The 13,340-nt window shown below is 69.4% G+C and carries 15 protein-coding genes; 7 read left to right on the top strand and 8 right to left on the bottom strand.

Annotation, left to right across the window (positions count from 1 at the left end; genetic code table 11):
• Nucleotides 1-632: tetraacyldisaccharide 4'-kinase (lpxK, locus tag A9O63_RS04615; protein WP_069330869.1), on the top strand; the 632-nt coding region annotated here is incomplete at its 5' end.
• A 224-nt stretch (nucleotides 633-856) separates the two neighbouring features.
• Here lpxK and A9O63_RS04610 read toward each other — a convergent pair.
• The 3 genes from A9O63_RS04610 to A9O63_RS04600 are packed head-to-tail and all read right to left on the bottom strand — an operon-like array spanning nucleotide 857 to nucleotide 3,212.
• Entirely contained in the window at nucleotides 857-2,002 is a 1,146-nt protein-coding gene (locus A9O63_RS04610; protein WP_069330868.1) for a CaiB/BaiF CoA transferase family protein, read from the bottom strand.
• Nucleotides 1,999-2,670, bottom strand: coding sequence for a DsbA family protein (locus tag A9O63_RS04605; protein ID WP_069330867.1), 672 nt, complete (start codon nucleotides 2,668-2,670; stop codon nucleotides 1,999-2,001). The genes A9O63_RS04610 and A9O63_RS04605 overlap by 4 nt, the downstream gene beginning before the upstream one ends.
• 11 nt (nucleotides 2,671-2,681) lie before the next feature.
• Entirely contained in the window at nucleotides 2,682-3,212 is a 531-nt protein-coding gene (locus A9O63_RS04600; RefSeq protein WP_041669904.1) for a DUF721 domain-containing protein, read from the bottom strand.
• An 81-nt stretch (nucleotides 3,213-3,293) separates the two neighbouring features.
• Here A9O63_RS04600 and mutY point away from each other — a divergent pair, with 81 nt between their 5' ends.
• On the top strand, nucleotides 3,294-4,397 hold the full coding sequence (gene mutY / locus A9O63_RS04595; protein WP_069330866.1) for an A/G-specific adenine glycosylase: 1,104 nt from the start codon (nucleotides 3,294-3,296) through the stop codon (nucleotides 4,395-4,397).
• A 37-nt stretch (nucleotides 4,398-4,434) separates the two neighbouring features.
• Nucleotides 4,435-5,706 (top strand): alkane 1-monooxygenase, encoded by a 1,272-nt coding sequence (locus tag A9O63_RS04590; protein ID WP_069330865.1) that lies wholly within the window; start codon nucleotides 4,435-4,437, stop codon nucleotides 5,704-5,706.
• A gap of 159 nt (nucleotides 5,707-5,865) precedes the next feature.
• Here A9O63_RS04590 and A9O63_RS04585 read toward each other — a convergent pair whose 3' ends face one another.
• From A9O63_RS04585 to A9O63_RS04575, 3 genes are all read right to left on the bottom strand, one after another.
• A complete protein-coding gene (locus A9O63_RS04585; RefSeq protein WP_002722128.1) occupies nucleotides 5,866-6,984 on the bottom strand; it encodes a site-specific DNA-methyltransferase in 1,119 nt (372 codons plus the stop codon).
• Between the two features lie 88 nt (nucleotides 6,985-7,072).
• Nucleotides 7,073-7,711: a ribonuclease HII gene (locus tag A9O63_RS04580; RefSeq protein WP_069330864.1), complete on the bottom strand. Its 639-nt coding sequence runs from the start codon at nucleotides 7,709-7,711 to the stop codon at nucleotides 7,073-7,075.
• A 172-nt stretch (nucleotides 7,712-7,883) separates the two neighbouring features.
• The gene (locus A9O63_RS04575; protein WP_069330863.1) at nucleotides 7,884-8,348 is read right to left on the bottom strand and encodes a hypothetical protein; all 465 of its coding nucleotides are present in this window, start codon (nucleotides 8,346-8,348) and stop codon (nucleotides 7,884-7,886) included.
• A 372-nt stretch (nucleotides 8,349-8,720) separates the two neighbouring features.
• On the opposite strand from A9O63_RS04575, the gene A9O63_RS04570 reads away from it, so the two are divergent.
• Together A9O63_RS04570 and A9O63_RS04565 are read left to right on the top strand one after the other, a co-directional pair.
• Complete coding sequence (locus A9O63_RS04570; RefSeq protein ID WP_002722131.1) at nucleotides 8,721-9,011, top strand: hypothetical protein; 291 nt, start codon at nucleotides 8,721-8,723, stop codon at nucleotides 9,009-9,011.
• On the top strand, nucleotides 8,983-9,687 hold the full coding sequence (locus A9O63_RS04565) for a winged helix-turn-helix domain-containing protein (RefSeq protein WP_084295608.1): 705 nt from the start codon (nucleotides 8,983-8,985) through the stop codon (nucleotides 9,685-9,687). The genes A9O63_RS04570 and A9O63_RS04565 overlap by 29 nt, the downstream gene beginning before the upstream one ends.
• 25 nt (nucleotides 9,688-9,712) lie before the next feature.
• On the opposite strand, the gene A9O63_RS04560 is transcribed toward A9O63_RS04565, so the two are convergent.
• Nucleotides 9,713-10,084: a hypothetical protein gene (locus A9O63_RS04560; RefSeq protein ID WP_069330860.1), complete on the bottom strand. Its 372-nt coding sequence runs from the start codon at nucleotides 10,082-10,084 to the stop codon at nucleotides 9,713-9,715.
• Between the two features lie 202 nt (nucleotides 10,085-10,286).
• On the opposite strand from A9O63_RS04560, the gene nspC reads away from it, so the two are divergent.
• Together nspC and A9O63_RS04550 are read left to right on the top strand one after the other, a co-directional pair.
• Entirely contained in the window at nucleotides 10,287-11,384 is a 1,098-nt protein-coding gene (nspC, locus tag A9O63_RS04555; protein WP_069330859.1) for a carboxynorspermidine decarboxylase, read from the top strand.
• Between the two features lie 36 nt (nucleotides 11,385-11,420).
• Nucleotides 11,421-12,659 carry a saccharopine dehydrogenase family protein gene (locus A9O63_RS04550; protein ID WP_069330858.1) on the top strand — a complete coding sequence of 413 codons (1,239 nt, stop codon included), beginning with the start codon at nucleotides 11,421-11,423 and terminating at the stop codon, nucleotides 12,657-12,659.
• Between the two features lie 157 nt (nucleotides 12,660-12,816).
• Here the strand turns inward: A9O63_RS04550 and A9O63_RS04545 are convergent.
• The coding region (locus A9O63_RS04545) for an HAD-IC family P-type ATPase (RefSeq protein ID WP_141703041.1) at nucleotides 12,817-13,340 on the bottom strand (524 nt) is incomplete at its 5' end.

Here is a 13,340-nt window from a genome sequence, read left to right as displayed (position 1 = left end):
ACCGGGCGGCGGGCGTCCGGGCGGCCGAGGCCGCGGGGGCGCAGGCGATCCTGCTCGACGACGGTTTCCAGAACCCGTCCGTGGTCAAGGATCTCTCGCTCGTCGTGGTCGATGCGGCGGTGGGCTTCGGCAATGGCCGCTGCCTGCCCGCGGGCCCGCTGCGCGAGCCGGTGGAGGCGGGCCTCGCCCGTGCGGACCTCCTCCTCTCCATCGGTGGGCCCGAGGCGCAGCGGCGCTTCGCGACCGACTGGCCCGCGCTGCCGGTGCCGCGCCTGACGGGGCGGCTTGCGACCCTCCGGATGGGGATGGACTGGCAGGGTGCGCGGGTGCTGGCCTTCGCAGGCATCGGGCGGCCCGAGAAATTCTTCGCCTCGCTCCGCGCCGAAGGCGCCGAGCTTCTGCGCGCCGAGGCGCTCGACGATCACCAGCTTCTGGGCGAGGCGCTGATGAAGCGGCTCGAGATCGAAGCGATGGCCCTCGGGGCGCAGCTCGTCACCACCGAGAAGGATGCGGTGCGCCTGCCGCCCTCGTTCCGGCAGAAGGTGCTGACCCTGCCGGTCCGGCTCGAATTCGATGACGCAACGGCGCTCGATGCGGCCCTCGACCGGCTGGGTCTCGCGGCCCGGAGCTGAGCGGGTGGCCTCATTCCGGGTCGTCTTGCCGCAACGGCAGCCGGATCAATACTGCCGTCTCCTCGCTCAAAGACACCGTGCCGCCCGCACGGGCGCGGCCCGGAGCTGGAGCGTCCACCGCGTCCTGCACTCGCGGTAAGGACGGATCGGTATCCTCGGCTGCAAGCGGACAGCAGGCGCCGGGCGGTCGTGCTCCTTGAAAAGGGAGGCGAGGGACGACCTGCCTAGTCCTGATCCGCCGGTTCGCCCAGCACCTCGGCCTGATGCTCGCCGAGCCGCGGGGCGGGGCGGGCGAGGGCCAGCTCCGCCTCGGAGAAGCGGAAGGGAGAGCGCACGCCCGGCACGCCGCCGGGCGCGATCTGCATGCCGCGATGGCGGATCTGCGGATCGGCGAAAAGCTCGGCCATGTCGTTGATCGGCCCCGCCGGCACGCCCTCGGCCTCGCAGGCGGCCAGAAGCTCGGCCTTCCTCCAGCCCGAGGTGACAGCTGTCAACGCGCGCGTCAGCTCGGCCCGGTTCGCCACCCGGTCGGCGTTGGTGAGGAACGCGGGCGCCGTGGCCAGCCCCGGCAGGCCCAGAAGCGTGCAGAGCCTGCGATATTGCGCGTCGTTGCCGGTCGCGATGATGATCCAGCCATCGGCGCAGTCGAAGACCGCATAGGGCGCGAGGTTCGGATGCTCGTTGCCCATCTTCCGCGGCGCTATCCCGGTGGCGAGATAGTTCATCGCCTGATTGGCCATGATGCCCGCGGCCACATCCATCAGCGCCATGTCCACCTGCTGCCCGCGGCCGGTGCTGGTGCGCTGGTGCAGGGCGGCGAGGATGGCGGTGGCGGCATAGATCCCGGTGAAGATGTCGGTCACGGCCACGCCCACCTTCTGCGGCTGGCCCTCGGCCGCGCCGGTCACGCTCATCAGCCCGGCCATGCCCTGGATGATGAAATCGTAGCCCGCCCGGTGCGCGTAGGGGCCGTCCTGCCCGAAGCCCGTGATCGAGCAATAGCCCAGCCGCGGGTTCACCTCCCGCAGCGACGGCCAGTCGAGCCCGTATTTCGCGAGCCCGCCTACCTTGAAATTCTCGATCACCACATCGGCCTCGGCCACGAGGCGGCGGACGGTCCTTTGCCCCTCAGGCGTTCGGAAATCGGCCGTCACCGACCTCTTGCCGCGATTGGCCGCGTGGAAATAGGCGGCCGAGCGGTCGCCCTCGCGCTCGATGAAGGGCGGGCCCCAGCGGCGGGTGTCGTCGCCCTCCGGCGCCTCGACCTTGACGACATCCGCGCCGAGGTCGGCCAGCACCTGCCCGGCCCAGGGGCCGGCCAGGATCCGGGCCAGTTCCACGACCCGGATCCCGGCAAGCGGCGCGCTCATCCCTTGGCGAGCTCCGCGTCGAGGATCTTCTTCAGCTCCTCGTAGCTCATGTTCGAGTGCTTGGTGCCGTTGATGATGAGCGAGGGCGTGGCGGTGATGTCGTCGGCCTGACTGTTCTTCTGGAAGGCCGCGACCAGCGCCTCGGCCTTGGCCTGATCGTTCATGCAGGCGTCGAGCGCCGCATCGTCGAGCCCTGCGGTCTTGCCGATCCTGCGCAGGTTGGCGGCCACCTGCGCCGGGTCGTTCGTCACCCATTCCTTCTGCTGTTCGAAGATCAGGTCGGCGATGCCGAAATAGCGCATCTCGCCGCCGCAGCGCGCGACCATGGCGGCCCAGAGGCCGTAGCGGTCGAAATAGACCTCGCGGAAGGTGAAGCGCACCTTGCCCGTGTCGATATAGTCGCGCTTGAGGGGCGTCAGCACCTCCTTCTCGAAAGTGGCGCAGTGGGGGCAGGTGAAGGAGGCATATTCCACGATCGTGACCGGCGCATCCTCGGCGCCCATGGTCATGTCCTCGACCGCGGCCGCGGTCTGCGCGCTGCCGGCTTCCTGAGCCGAGGCCGCCATCGGGGGCAGCAGCGTCTGCCCGGCGTCGCGGCTGCCGTTCCAGAGGGCCACGCCCGCGACCGTCGTGAGTGCCAGCGCCGCCAGCCCGAGTTTCTTGACCATTCCGTGCCTCTTCATGCTTTTGCGCGTGATAGGAAATTCTGGGCGAGCCGTTCGAGGGCCGCCTTCAGCCCCTCGTCCTGCACCCCGTCCGCGGTCTCGGCCGCCCGCGCCTTGACCGCCGGATCGACGGGCCGCGGCGCCGGGGGCGCGGGATCGAACAGGGCCTGACCTTCGGCGAAGCCCGAGGGCGCCGTCTGGGTGAGCGTGATCCGATGGATCGCCGCATAGCCGTAGCAGGCATTCACCCGCTCCTTCAGCGCCGGCAGCTGCATCTGCACGAGCGGCGCATGGGCCGAGGAGACGAGGATGGTGAGGGTCGCCCCGAACCCCTCGCGGGCGCCATAGCCCACCTTCACCGGCCGGGTGATCCGCGCGAGATCCTCGCCCGCCACCTCGGGCCAGTGGGTGAGCAGCCGCGTGACCGCAAAGCCCCGCTTTTCGCCGGCCTTGCGGATGCGGTCCTGAAGCAGGCCCGACGCGGCCTCGAACCCGCGCATCCGGCGGTTCGGCTTGGCAGGCGGAGGGGCGGGGGCTCGGGTCATCTGTTCATTCCTGATCGCGGGCCTATCTTAGGCGCCGCGCCGGGGGGCGCCAGAGCCGCGTTGCCGGAGGGAGCATAAAGATTGCGTGACACCGACGAAAGCCCGGACGCCGGGGACATCTCCGCCCGGCTCCTCGTCTGGTATGACCGGCACGCGCGCGTCATGCCTTGGCGCGTGGGCCCGGCCGAGCGGCGCGCGGGGCAGAGGCCCGATCCCTACCGGGTCTGGCTGTCCGAGATCATGCTCCAGCAGACCACTGTGGCCGCGGTGCGCGATTACTTCCGCCGCTTTACCGAGCGCTGGCCCGATGTGGAGGCGCTGGCCGCCGCGCCGGATGCCGATGTCATGGCCGAATGGGCGGGCCTTGGCTATTACGCGCGGGCGCGCAACCTCTTGAAGGGCGCGCGGGCGGTGGTGGCGCTGCACGGCGGCCGCTTCCCCGGGACGCGCGACGGGCTGCTCTCGCTGCCGGGGGTCGGGCCCTATACGGCCGCGGCGGTGGCCTCGATCGCCTTCGACGAGCCCGCGACCGTGGTCGACGGCAATGTCGAGCGCGTGGTCTCGCGCCTCTTCGCGGTCGAGACGCCGCTGCCGGCGGCCAAGCCCGAGCTGACGCGGCTCGCCGCGACCCTCACCCCGCAGGAGCGGCCGGGGGATCATGCGCAGGCGATGATGGATCTCGGCGCCACGATCTGCACGCCGCGAAAGCCCGTCTGCAGCCTCTGCCCGCTCAGGCCCGATTGCGAGGGCCACCGCGCAGGCCTCGAGGCGGAGCTGCCGCGCAAGGCGCCGAAGGCGGAAAAGCCCGTGCGCGAGGGCAGGCTCTGGATCGCGGTCCGCGCCGACGGGGCGGTGCTGCTCGAGACCCGGCCCGAGCGCGGGATGCTCGGCGGCATGCTGGGCTGGCCCGGCACCGACTGGGACCGGAGCGGCGGCCCCGCGGGCGCGCCGCTCGAGGCCGACTGGCGCGAGACGGGAGTCGAGGTGCGCCACACCTTCACCCACTTCCACCTGCGGCTCGAGGTGCTGGTGGCGCAAGTGGCCGAAGCGGCGCTCCCCGCCCGCGGGAGCTTCGTGCCCCGCGCGGACTTCCGGCCCGCGGCCCTTCCGACCCTGATGCGCAAGGGCTGGTCCGTTGCCGCAGCGGCGATCCGTCACCCGACCGGGGAGGAGCGACTCGCTTAGGCTCGCGCGCATCGACAGTAGCAAGTGGAGTTGTGAAATGGTTTCTGCTCCGGACGTCGTGAAGCCGAACCCGCCACCCATCGCGCATCTCAAGCGCGCGCTGCCCTTCGCGATCCCGTTCGCGACCGTGCCCCTCGCCCTGATCGGCGCCGCCCAAGGCGGCTGGACGGTCCTGCTGTTGCCCCTGTTCGTCTGGGGGCTCTTCGACCTGCTCGACCTCGCTCTGGGCCCGGACCCGGGAAACGAGGATCCCGCCACCGAAAAGAAGGACCTGTTCTGGTTCCGGCTCCTTTCCCTGATCTGGGTGCCGCTCCAGCTTCTCACGGTCTTCGGGCTGGTCTTCCATGTGAGCCACGCGGCCCATCTCGGCCTGATCGAGAAGATCGGCCTCTTCATCGGCATCGGCGCGATGACCGGCAGCGTGGGCCTTGTCCATGCGCATGAGCTCATCCACCGCAACAACCGGCTCGAGCGCGGTCTGGGCGACGTCCTGCTCGCCAGCGTGCTCTACAGCCATTTCCGCACCCTGCATCTCAAGGTGCACCATCTTCTCGTGGGGACCGCCGAGGACCCCGCGACCGCCCGCTTCGGCGAGGACTTCCCGACCTACCTCCAGCGCGCCCTGACCGAAGGGCACCGGCGCGCCTGGGAGACCGAGGTGAGCCTTCTCGCGCGCACCGGCCGTCCGCCGCAGGCGCTGAGAAACCCGTTCTGGATCTATGGCGCGCTGCAGTTCGCCATGATCGTGGCCGCTTTGGCGCTCGGAGGGGCGCAGGGGCTTCTCCTGTTTCTCGTGCAGGCCTTCATCGCGGTCTGCCAGCTCGAACTCGTGGGCTATGTCGCCCATTACGGGCTGACCCGCCGCCTTCTGCCCGACGGCACGCCGGAGCCCGTCCAGCCGCACCACAGCTGGAACGCGCCGCAGAAGGCCTCGGGCTGGCTGCTTCTGAACCTCGGGCGCCATTCGGACCACCATGCCCGGCCCGACCGGCGCTATCCGCTGCTTCAGGCCCTGCCCGCGGCCGAGGCCCCGCAGCTTCCCCATGGCTACCCGGTGATGGCGGCCATGGCGCTTGTCCCGAAGGTCTGGCACCGCCGGATGGACCTGCGTGTGCTCGACTGGCGGCAGGCCCGCTATCCCGACATCGAGGACTGGACGCCCTACGGATCGGGTGCGGGGGCCGCCGCCGATGCAGAATCGCCGCTGCCGGAAACGGTGGCGGCCGAAACCCCCGTCGCGCCGGTGGCGCCTCCGGCTTCGGAGGTGCCCGAGGCTCCTGCCGCGGAGCGCAGGCCCGAGACGGTGTGAGATCCGGGCCCCCGCCGCGCCGGCGGGGGCCTCGGCCCGCCGCTTCTTCCGCTGCAGATGCGGGGGCGTCGCATGAAAAGACCCCGCCGTGAGGACACGGCGAGGAAGTGGTGCCGCGGCGCAGGACCAGCGGCACAGGCGGACGAAATCCGAAAGGGATCAGTTGGGGCGCGGGTCTTCCATCTCCGCCCGGATCTGCTGGCGCAGGATGTCGATGGGGATCATCTTCCCCTCGCGCTTGTAGCACCAGTAGGTCCAGCCGTTGCAGGAGGGCGCGCCTTCCAGCGCGGCGCCGACCTGGTGGATCGAGCCCTTCACATCGTTGCCGATCAGCGTGCCATCGGCGCGCACCTTCGCCTTGTGGCGGTTGTTCATCGAATAGAGCTCTTCGCCCGGGCGCAGCATCCCGCGCTCGACCAGCTGGCCGAAGGGCACCCGCGGCTCGGCCCGCTTCGAGCCGGAGACCTCGAGCGCCGAAGCGTCGTAGCGGCGCACGCGCGACAGCCGCTCGGCCGCGATCCTGCGGTAGCTCTCTTCGCGCTCGATGCCGATGAAGTCGCGGCCGAGCATCTTGGCCACCGCGCCGGTCGTGCCGGTGCCGAAGAACGGATCGAGCACCACATCGCCCGGATTGGTCGTGGCGACCATCACCCGGTGCAGGAGCGCCTCGGGCTTCTGGGTCGGGTGGGCCTTGTCGCCCTGCTCGTCCTTCAGCCGCTCATGGCCGGTGCAGATCGGGATCACCCAGTCCGAGCGCATCTGCACGCCCTCGTTCAGCGCCTTCAGCGCCTCGTAATTGAAGGTATATTTGCTGGCCTCCTGCTTCGAGGCCCAGATCAGCGTCTCATGCGCGTTGGTCAGCCGCTTGCCCTTGAAGTTCGGCATCGGGTTCGACTTGCGCCAGACCACATCGTTCAGGATCCAGAAGCCCTGATCCTGAAGCGCGGCGCCCACGCGGAAGATGTTGTGATAGCTGCCGATGACCCAGATCGCGCCGTTGGGCTTCAGCAGCCGCCGGGCGGCCGCGAGCCACTCGCGGGTGAACTGGTCGTAGACCGAGAAGCTCGAGAACTGGTCCCAGTGGTCGTCCACCGCATCCACCCGGCTGTTGTCGGGCCGGTGCAGGTCGCCGCGGAGCTGCAGGTTGTAGGGCGGATCGGCGAAGATCAGGTCGACCGAACATTCGGGCAGCGACCGCATCGTCTCGATGCAATCGCCCGCAAGGATCTGGTTCAGCGGAAGCACCGGGGCCTCCGTCGTCTTGGTCTTGGTCGCCATTCTCTGCCTCTGTCGCCGGCATTCATTCGCCGTTCTATGGGGGCAAAGGATGAGTCATCGGCGAATCGCCGTCAAATTCTTTTTTGAATCAAGGGCTTATGGAAGCCTCTTGATACAAGATATTGTGGACGGGTTTGAACGAACGCCTATGGTGAGGGGTCGGGCCAAGATTTAGAAGAGCCTGAAGATGATCCTTCGTCCCGTATCCCGCATTGGTGCGCCAGCCGTAGCCGGGATGCTGTTGCTCCAAATCCACCATGATCCGGTCGCGCGCGACCTTGGCCACGATCGAGGCGGCGGCGATCGAGAGACAGAGCGCATCGCCCTTCACGATGGCCCGGCAGCGGTGGCCGAGGCCCTTGGGCACGATATGCCCGTCGATCAGCGCGAAGTCGGGCCGCGAGGGCAGGCCCGCCAGCGCCCGCCCCATGGCAAGGTGGCTCGCCTGAAGGATGTTGAGCCGGTCGATCTCCTCGACCGACGCATGGGCGATCGAGACCTCGGCCACCGTATGGATCTCGGCGGCGAGCATCTCGCGACGCGGGGCGGTGAGCTTCTTGCTGTCGTTCAGACCCTCGGGGATGCGTCCGGGGAAGAGGCGCACCGCGGCGGCCGTGACGGGGCCCGCGAGCGGGCCGCGGCCCACCTCGTCGACGCCGACGACGCAGGTGAAGCCTTCGGCGAAGGCGGCGGTTTCGTGGGTCCAGTCGGGGCAGGCGATTTCCATGCCCGAGCATTAGCCCGCCGGACGGCGGTCTGGAAGGCGGAAAGACGCGCCTCGGAGGGACCCTGCCGGCGGCGGCTGCGGGCCGATCCGGGACGGCAGCGGGTGGGGGCGGAAGGGGATCGGTCTTCCGCCCCCGGCTGCCGGGCGTTCCGGGGGGAGACGCCCGGGCAGGTCAGCTGCGGAAGCCGTTGCGCGCAAGGCAGACCGCATCGAAGGCGGCGCGGCCGCTGCGCGTCACGATCAGGCACTCCCGGGGCAGGTCGCGCAGCACGGGCCGCGGCGGGCCCTCGCGGCGCGGCCCGCGGTCATGATGCTCGGACCAGCGGCGCCAGTCCTCCCAGGCGCGGCGGTCGTCCCAGGGGCGGTGATCCCCATGCGCGGGCCGAGGCCCTTCGGCCCGATGCCGCGGAACGGGGATCTCCTGCGGCGGCGGATAGATCCGGCCCCAGGCGGCAGGACGGTCGTGCCCCTCGCCGGGCATCACCGGACGGGTCCAGGGCAGGGGGACGGGACGGTCCCCGGCCGAGACGAACGGGCGGGGCGCGCCCGTCTGCGACCATGCGGCCGCGGGCAGCAGGGGGGCCGCGCAGATGAGCGCCGCGGCGAGCGAAAGCGGAATGCGTGCGAACCGGATCATGCTGTCCTCGCTGGAGCGGCCGCGGCGGGTAGGACCGCGGCCGGAGTGAAGATGTCTGCCCGGCTCCGTCCTTCGGGGCCGGATGGGCGGCTGGTCGAGACGACAACGCTCCGCCTGTGGGAAAGGCGGCCCCTCGGGCGAGCCCGGGGGGCTACGAAGGCCCGCGTCGGTGCGGTCGGAAAGCCCGGTCGGCAGGGGACGCCGGACGATGGGGAGAGGCTGGACCCCAGGGGCCGGAGAGGCAATATCAGCCCGCGGAAAGGGCATGACCGTCCCCTGATAGGAGATATCGAGGTGCCGGGACGGGGTAGGACATTGATTATCACCCCCGGCCTCCCCATGATCGGCACAAGAGAAACCCGGAGCAGTTCCATGAGACTTTCCGTCCTGCTGGCCGCGCTCGCGCTGGGATCTGCGCTGGCCGCGCCGGTCGAGGCTGCCTGCTTTGCCGATTACAAGGCCAAGCAGGACCGCCCCCTGCGCCTGCATTACGGGGTGGCAAAGGTTCCGGATGGGGCCTGCAACCGCAAGGGCGCCACGCGCGTTCTGAAGCCGCGCCTGCAACAGGCAGGCTGGACGCTCCTGAACGTCCTCTCGACGTTCGGGCCCGAGGGACTGGACGAAAGGAAAGCGAGTGCGGGAAGCTACTTCCTCCGCTACTGACGCGCTCAGAGCCGGCAACCGCGTGGTGGCCGGCGGCATCTCGGCCATCGTGCTGATCCTCGCCGCCGCCGCCGTGTTTCTCTTCCTCAACCTGCCCGACGCCGATGCGTTCAACGCGCGGGTCGAGCGGCTGTTCGTCGAGGTGGATGCGCTGCGCTCGGGGCCCGAGATCCGGCTGCTCGAGATCCTCGCCCAGTCCGGCACCACCTTCTCGGAGGTGCTGGCGAGCTACCGCATGGTGATCTTCGTGCTGCTCGTCTTCTCGACCTCGCTTCTGGTGGCCGCGCTGGTGCTGCTCGTCACCATCGTGGCGCTGAACCGGCGGATGTCCGCGATCCAGCGTTCGGGGATCCAGGTGGCATCGCTGATGATCAGCCGCGAGAGCCGGTCGGTCTTCATCAATGACATGGAATTCAGCCTGACCGAGGCCGCCATCGAGACGCTCTCGGTGCTGGCCGAAGCCCGGATGGACGATGACATGCTGTCGGGAGCCCAGATCGAGGCGGTGATCTCGGGCAAGAACGTGACCGACTGCGACGAGGCCGCGGGCGCCACGCGCGTCAAGCGGCTGCGCGACGCGCTGGGCAACCAGCTCGTGAGCGAACTGCTCGTCAAGACCGTCGCGCGGCGGGGCTACATGCTGGCGGTGGAGAAGGACGTCATCCGCATGGTCTGAGGCGCGTCCTTCCATGGGTGCAACCTCAGGTCTTCGGCTCGACCTCTTCGGGATGCAGATCGTAGGCCGTGCCGTCGATGGTGACGCGCAGGGCCTGCATCCGGTTCTCGCCGTCCGCGGCGCGGAGGCCGAGAACGTGAACCGCCACCCCGGGCTGCGCCGCCTCGGCATCGAGGCCGGCGCGCTCCATCCGCTCGGGCTCGCCCAGATCGATGATCCACCGCGCTCCGTCGGGGGCCAGCAGCTCGAGCTGCGGCGGCGGCGTCATCGAGATCGACTGCAGCTCGCCCGTCACCTGCGCCTTCTGCTCCCCGGCCTGCGGCTCGCCTTCCTGGGCGAAGGCGGCGGTGGTGGCGAGGGCGGCGGCAAGGGCCAGTCCGAGGCGGGGAAAGGTCATGGCGGTTCTCCGTGCTGGGTCCTGCCCAACGTCCGAGACGCCCCTTCGGGTCGCCCCGCCGCCATCACGGGTTCTTGAGCGGGAGGGGCAGGCCTGAAAAAGGCGCGCGCCGGCTCGTCTGTCATGCCTGCGCCGCAAAACCCTTGCATCAGGGGGGGGGGGGCCCTATACGCCCCCGTTCTTCCTTCTCGCGGGGGGTCTCATGATCCAGACACCTTATTATCTGATCGACGCGGACAGGCTGCGGCAGAACATGGCGGTCGTGGACCGGCTGCGGCAGGCATCGGGAGCGAAGGCGCTTCTGGCGCTGAAATGCTTCGCGACCTGGCCCGCCTTCGAGCACATGCGCGACCATATGGACGGCACGACCTCCTCGTCGCTCTACGAGCTGCGGCTCGGACGCGAGAAGTTCGGCAAGGAGACTCACGCCTATTCCGTGGCCTGGCCCGATCACGAGATCGACGAGGCCGTGGGCTATGCCGACAAGATCATCTTCAACTCGACGGGCCAGCTCGCCCGGTTCCGCGACCGGACCGGGGGCATCGCCCGCGGCCTGCGGCTGAACCCGGGGCTCTCGACCTCGGGCTTCGATCTGGCCGATCCGGCGCGGCCCTTTTCGCGCTTGGGCGAATGGAGCGCGGAGAAGATCGAGGCGGTGCTGCCCGACATCTCGGGCGTGATGATCCATTACAATTGCGAAAATGCCGATGTCGACCTGTTCGAGCGGCAGCTTTCTGAGATCGAGGGCCGCTTCGGCGCCATCCTCGACCGGCTGGACTGGGTGAGCCTCGGCGGCGGCATCCATTTCACCGGCGAGGGCTATCCGGTGGACCGGCTCGCCGCGCGGCTGAAGGCCTTTGCCGCGGCGCATGGGGTGCAGGTCTATCTCGAGCCGGGCGAGGCCGCGATCACGCGCTCGGCCACGCTCGAGGTGACGGTGCTGGACCTGCTCGACAACGGCAAGCAGCTGGCCATCGTCGACAGTTCGGTCGAGGCGCACATGCTGGACCTGCTGATCTACCGGCAATCGGCCAAGGTTGAACCTGACGCCGGAGACCATAGCTACATGGTCTGCGGCAAGTCCTGCCTTGCGGGGGACATCTTCGGCGAGTTCCGGTTCGCCGAGCCGCTGAAGGTGGGCGACCGCCTCTCCATCGCGGATGCCGCGGGCTACACGATGGTGAAGAAGAACTGGTTCAACGGGGTGAAGATGCCCTCGATCGTGATCCGCGAGCCCGACGGATCGCTGCGCGTGGCGCGCGAGTTCGGCTATGGCGACTATGCCTCGAGCCTCGGCTGAGGCGCTTCCCTCTGTCCTTGAAGGAGACGGTTCGAAGTGAAGAAGAACGTGTTGATCATCGGTGCCGGCGGCGTCGCACAGGTGGTGGCGCACAAGTGCGCGCAGAACAATGACGTGCTGGGCGACCTGCACATCGCTTCGCGCACGGTCTCGAAATGCGAGGCGATCATCGCCTCGGTGCACGAGAAGGGCGCGATGAAAGCGGCGGGCCGGTTCGAGCCCCATACGGTCGATGCGACGGACACGGCCGCGGTGGCGGCGCTGATCCGCGAGACCGGCGCGGGGATCGTGATCAACGTGGGCTCGGCCTTCGTCAACATGCCCGTGCTCGAGGCCTGTCTGGAGACCGGCGCCGCCTACATGGACACGGCGATCCACGAGGATCCGGCGAAGATCTGCGAGACGCCGCCGTGGTATGGCAACTACGAATGGAAGCGGCGCGACCGCTGCGCCGAGGCGGGCGTCACGGCGATCCTGGGCGTGGGCTTCGATCCGGGGGTGGTCAATGCCTATGCGCGGCTGGCTGCGGACGAGTACCTCGACGAGGTGCGCTCGATCGACATCGTGGACATCAATGCGGGCAGCCACGGGCGCTGGTTCTCGACCAACTTCGATCCCGAGATCAACTTCCGCGAATTCACCGGGACGGTCTATTCCTGGCAGAACGGCGACTGGCAGTCGAACCGGATGTTCGAGGTGGGGCAGGAGTTCGACCTGCCGGTGGTGGGCCGGCAGCAGGCCTACATGACCGGCCATGACGAGGTCCATTCGCTGGCGGCCAACTATCCGCAGGCGGATGTGCGCTTCTGGATGGGGTTCTCGGACCATTACATCAATGTCTTCACGGTGCTGAAGAATCTCGGGCTTCTGTCCGAGAAGCCGGTCAGGACCGCCGAGGGGCTCGAGGTCGTGCCGCTGAAGGTGGTGAAGGCCGTGCTGCCCGATCCGTCCTCGCTCGCGCCCGACTATACCGGCAAGACCTGCATCGGCGACATCGTGAAGGGGACGAAGGACGGCCAGCCCGCCGAAGTCTTCATCTACAACGTGGCCGACCATGCCGAGGCCTATGCCGAGGTGGGATCGCAGGGGATCTCCTACACCGCGGGCGTGCCGCCGGTGGCGGCGGCGATCCTCGTGGCCGAAGGCACCTGGGACGTGAAGAAGATGGCGAATGTCGAGGAGCTGGATCCGAAGCCCTTCCTCGCGCTGCTGAACCGGATCGGGCTGCCCACGCGGATCAGGGATGCGGCGGGGGATCGGGCTCTGGAGTTCTGATCTGCTCCGCGGGGACGGATCGGGCCCGGTCGCCTTGGGGCGGCCGGGCCTTTTCCTTGGCAACCCGCCGGGGCTCTGCCCCGGACCCCGGGATATTTGGGCAGAGTGAAAGGGGTTTGGGGGCGGCGGGCTTTTCCGTGAGGGAGGGGCGGCGCGATCAGGCGGGTCTGCGCCGGCGGATCGGATCGGCGAGGAGGCGCAGGCCGTTCAGCACCACGAGCACGGTGCCGCCCTCGTGGCCGATCACCGCGAGCGGCAGCGGCAGATCGAAGAAGAGGCCGGAGAGGACGAGCGTCACCATCGCGCCCATCGCGAAGACGAGGTTCTGGCGGATGATCCGGGCCGTCCGCCGCGAGAGCCGGTGCGCGAGGGCGAGGCGGCCGATGTCCTCGGACAGAAGCGCCACGTCGGCCGCCTGAAGCGCCACTTCGGAGCCCGCGGCCCCCATGGCGATCCCCACATCGGCGCGGGCCAGGGCCGCCGCATCGTTCACCCCGTCGCCCACGAAGGCCACCCGGCCTTGCGCGGCGAGCTCGGCCACGATGCGGACCTTGTCCTCGGGCAGGAGGTCGGCGCGGATCTCTTCGGGCCCGATCCCGAGGGCGGCGCCGATCCGGTCGGCCACGGCGCGGCGGTCGCCGGTCAGCATGGCGATGCGCCGGACGCCCGACTGCCGCAGGG

The organism is Cereibacter johrii (genome assembly GCF_001720585.1).
Taxonomy (GTDB): Bacteria; Pseudomonadota; Alphaproteobacteria; order Rhodobacterales; family Rhodobacteraceae; genus Cereibacter_A; species Cereibacter_A johrii.
Note: the sequence above shows the minus strand (reverse complement) of the source record. Positions and strands in the feature narration are given on the sequence as shown.

What these genes read in the sequence shown, in the direction of transcription:
- A9O63_RS04585 (WP_002722128.1), bottom strand. Translation starts at nt 6,984, where the DNA reads ATGGCGACCAAGACCAAGACGACGGAGGCCCCGGTGCTTCCGCTGAAC.
- A9O63_RS04575 (WP_069330863.1), bottom strand. Translation starts at nt 8,348, where the DNA reads ATGATCCGGTTCGCACGCATTCCGCTTTCGCTCGCCGCGGCGCTCATC.
- A9O63_RS04610 (WP_069330868.1), bottom strand. Translation starts at nt 2,002, where the DNA reads ATGAGCGCGCCGCTTGCCGGGATCCGGGTCGTGGAACTGGCCCGGATC.
- nspC (WP_069330859.1), top strand. Translation starts at nt 10,287, where the DNA reads ATGATCCAGACACCTTATTATCTGATCGACGCGGACAGGCTGCGGCAG.
- A9O63_RS04590 (WP_069330865.1), top strand. Translation starts at nt 4,435, where the DNA reads ATGGTTTCTGCTCCGGACGTCGTGAAGCCGAACCCGCCACCCATCGCG.
- A9O63_RS04570 (WP_002722131.1), top strand. Translation starts at nt 8,721, where the DNA reads ATGAGACTTTCCGTCCTGCTGGCCGCGCTCGCGCTGGGATCTGCGCTG.
- A9O63_RS04600 (WP_041669904.1), bottom strand. Translation starts at nt 3,212, where the DNA reads ATGACCCGAGCCCCCGCCCCTCCGCCTGCCAAGCCGAACCGCCGGATG.
- A9O63_RS04605 (WP_069330867.1), bottom strand. Translation starts at nt 2,670, where the DNA reads ATGGTCAAGAAACTCGGGCTGGCGGCGCTGGCACTCACGACGGTCGCG.
- A9O63_RS04580 (WP_069330864.1), bottom strand. Translation starts at nt 7,711, where the DNA reads ATGGAAATCGCCTGCCCCGACTGGACCCACGAAACCGCCGCCTTCGCC.
- A9O63_RS04560 (WP_069330860.1), bottom strand. Translation starts at nt 10,084, where the DNA reads ATGACCTTTCCCCGCCTCGGACTGGCCCTTGCCGCCGCCCTCGCCACC.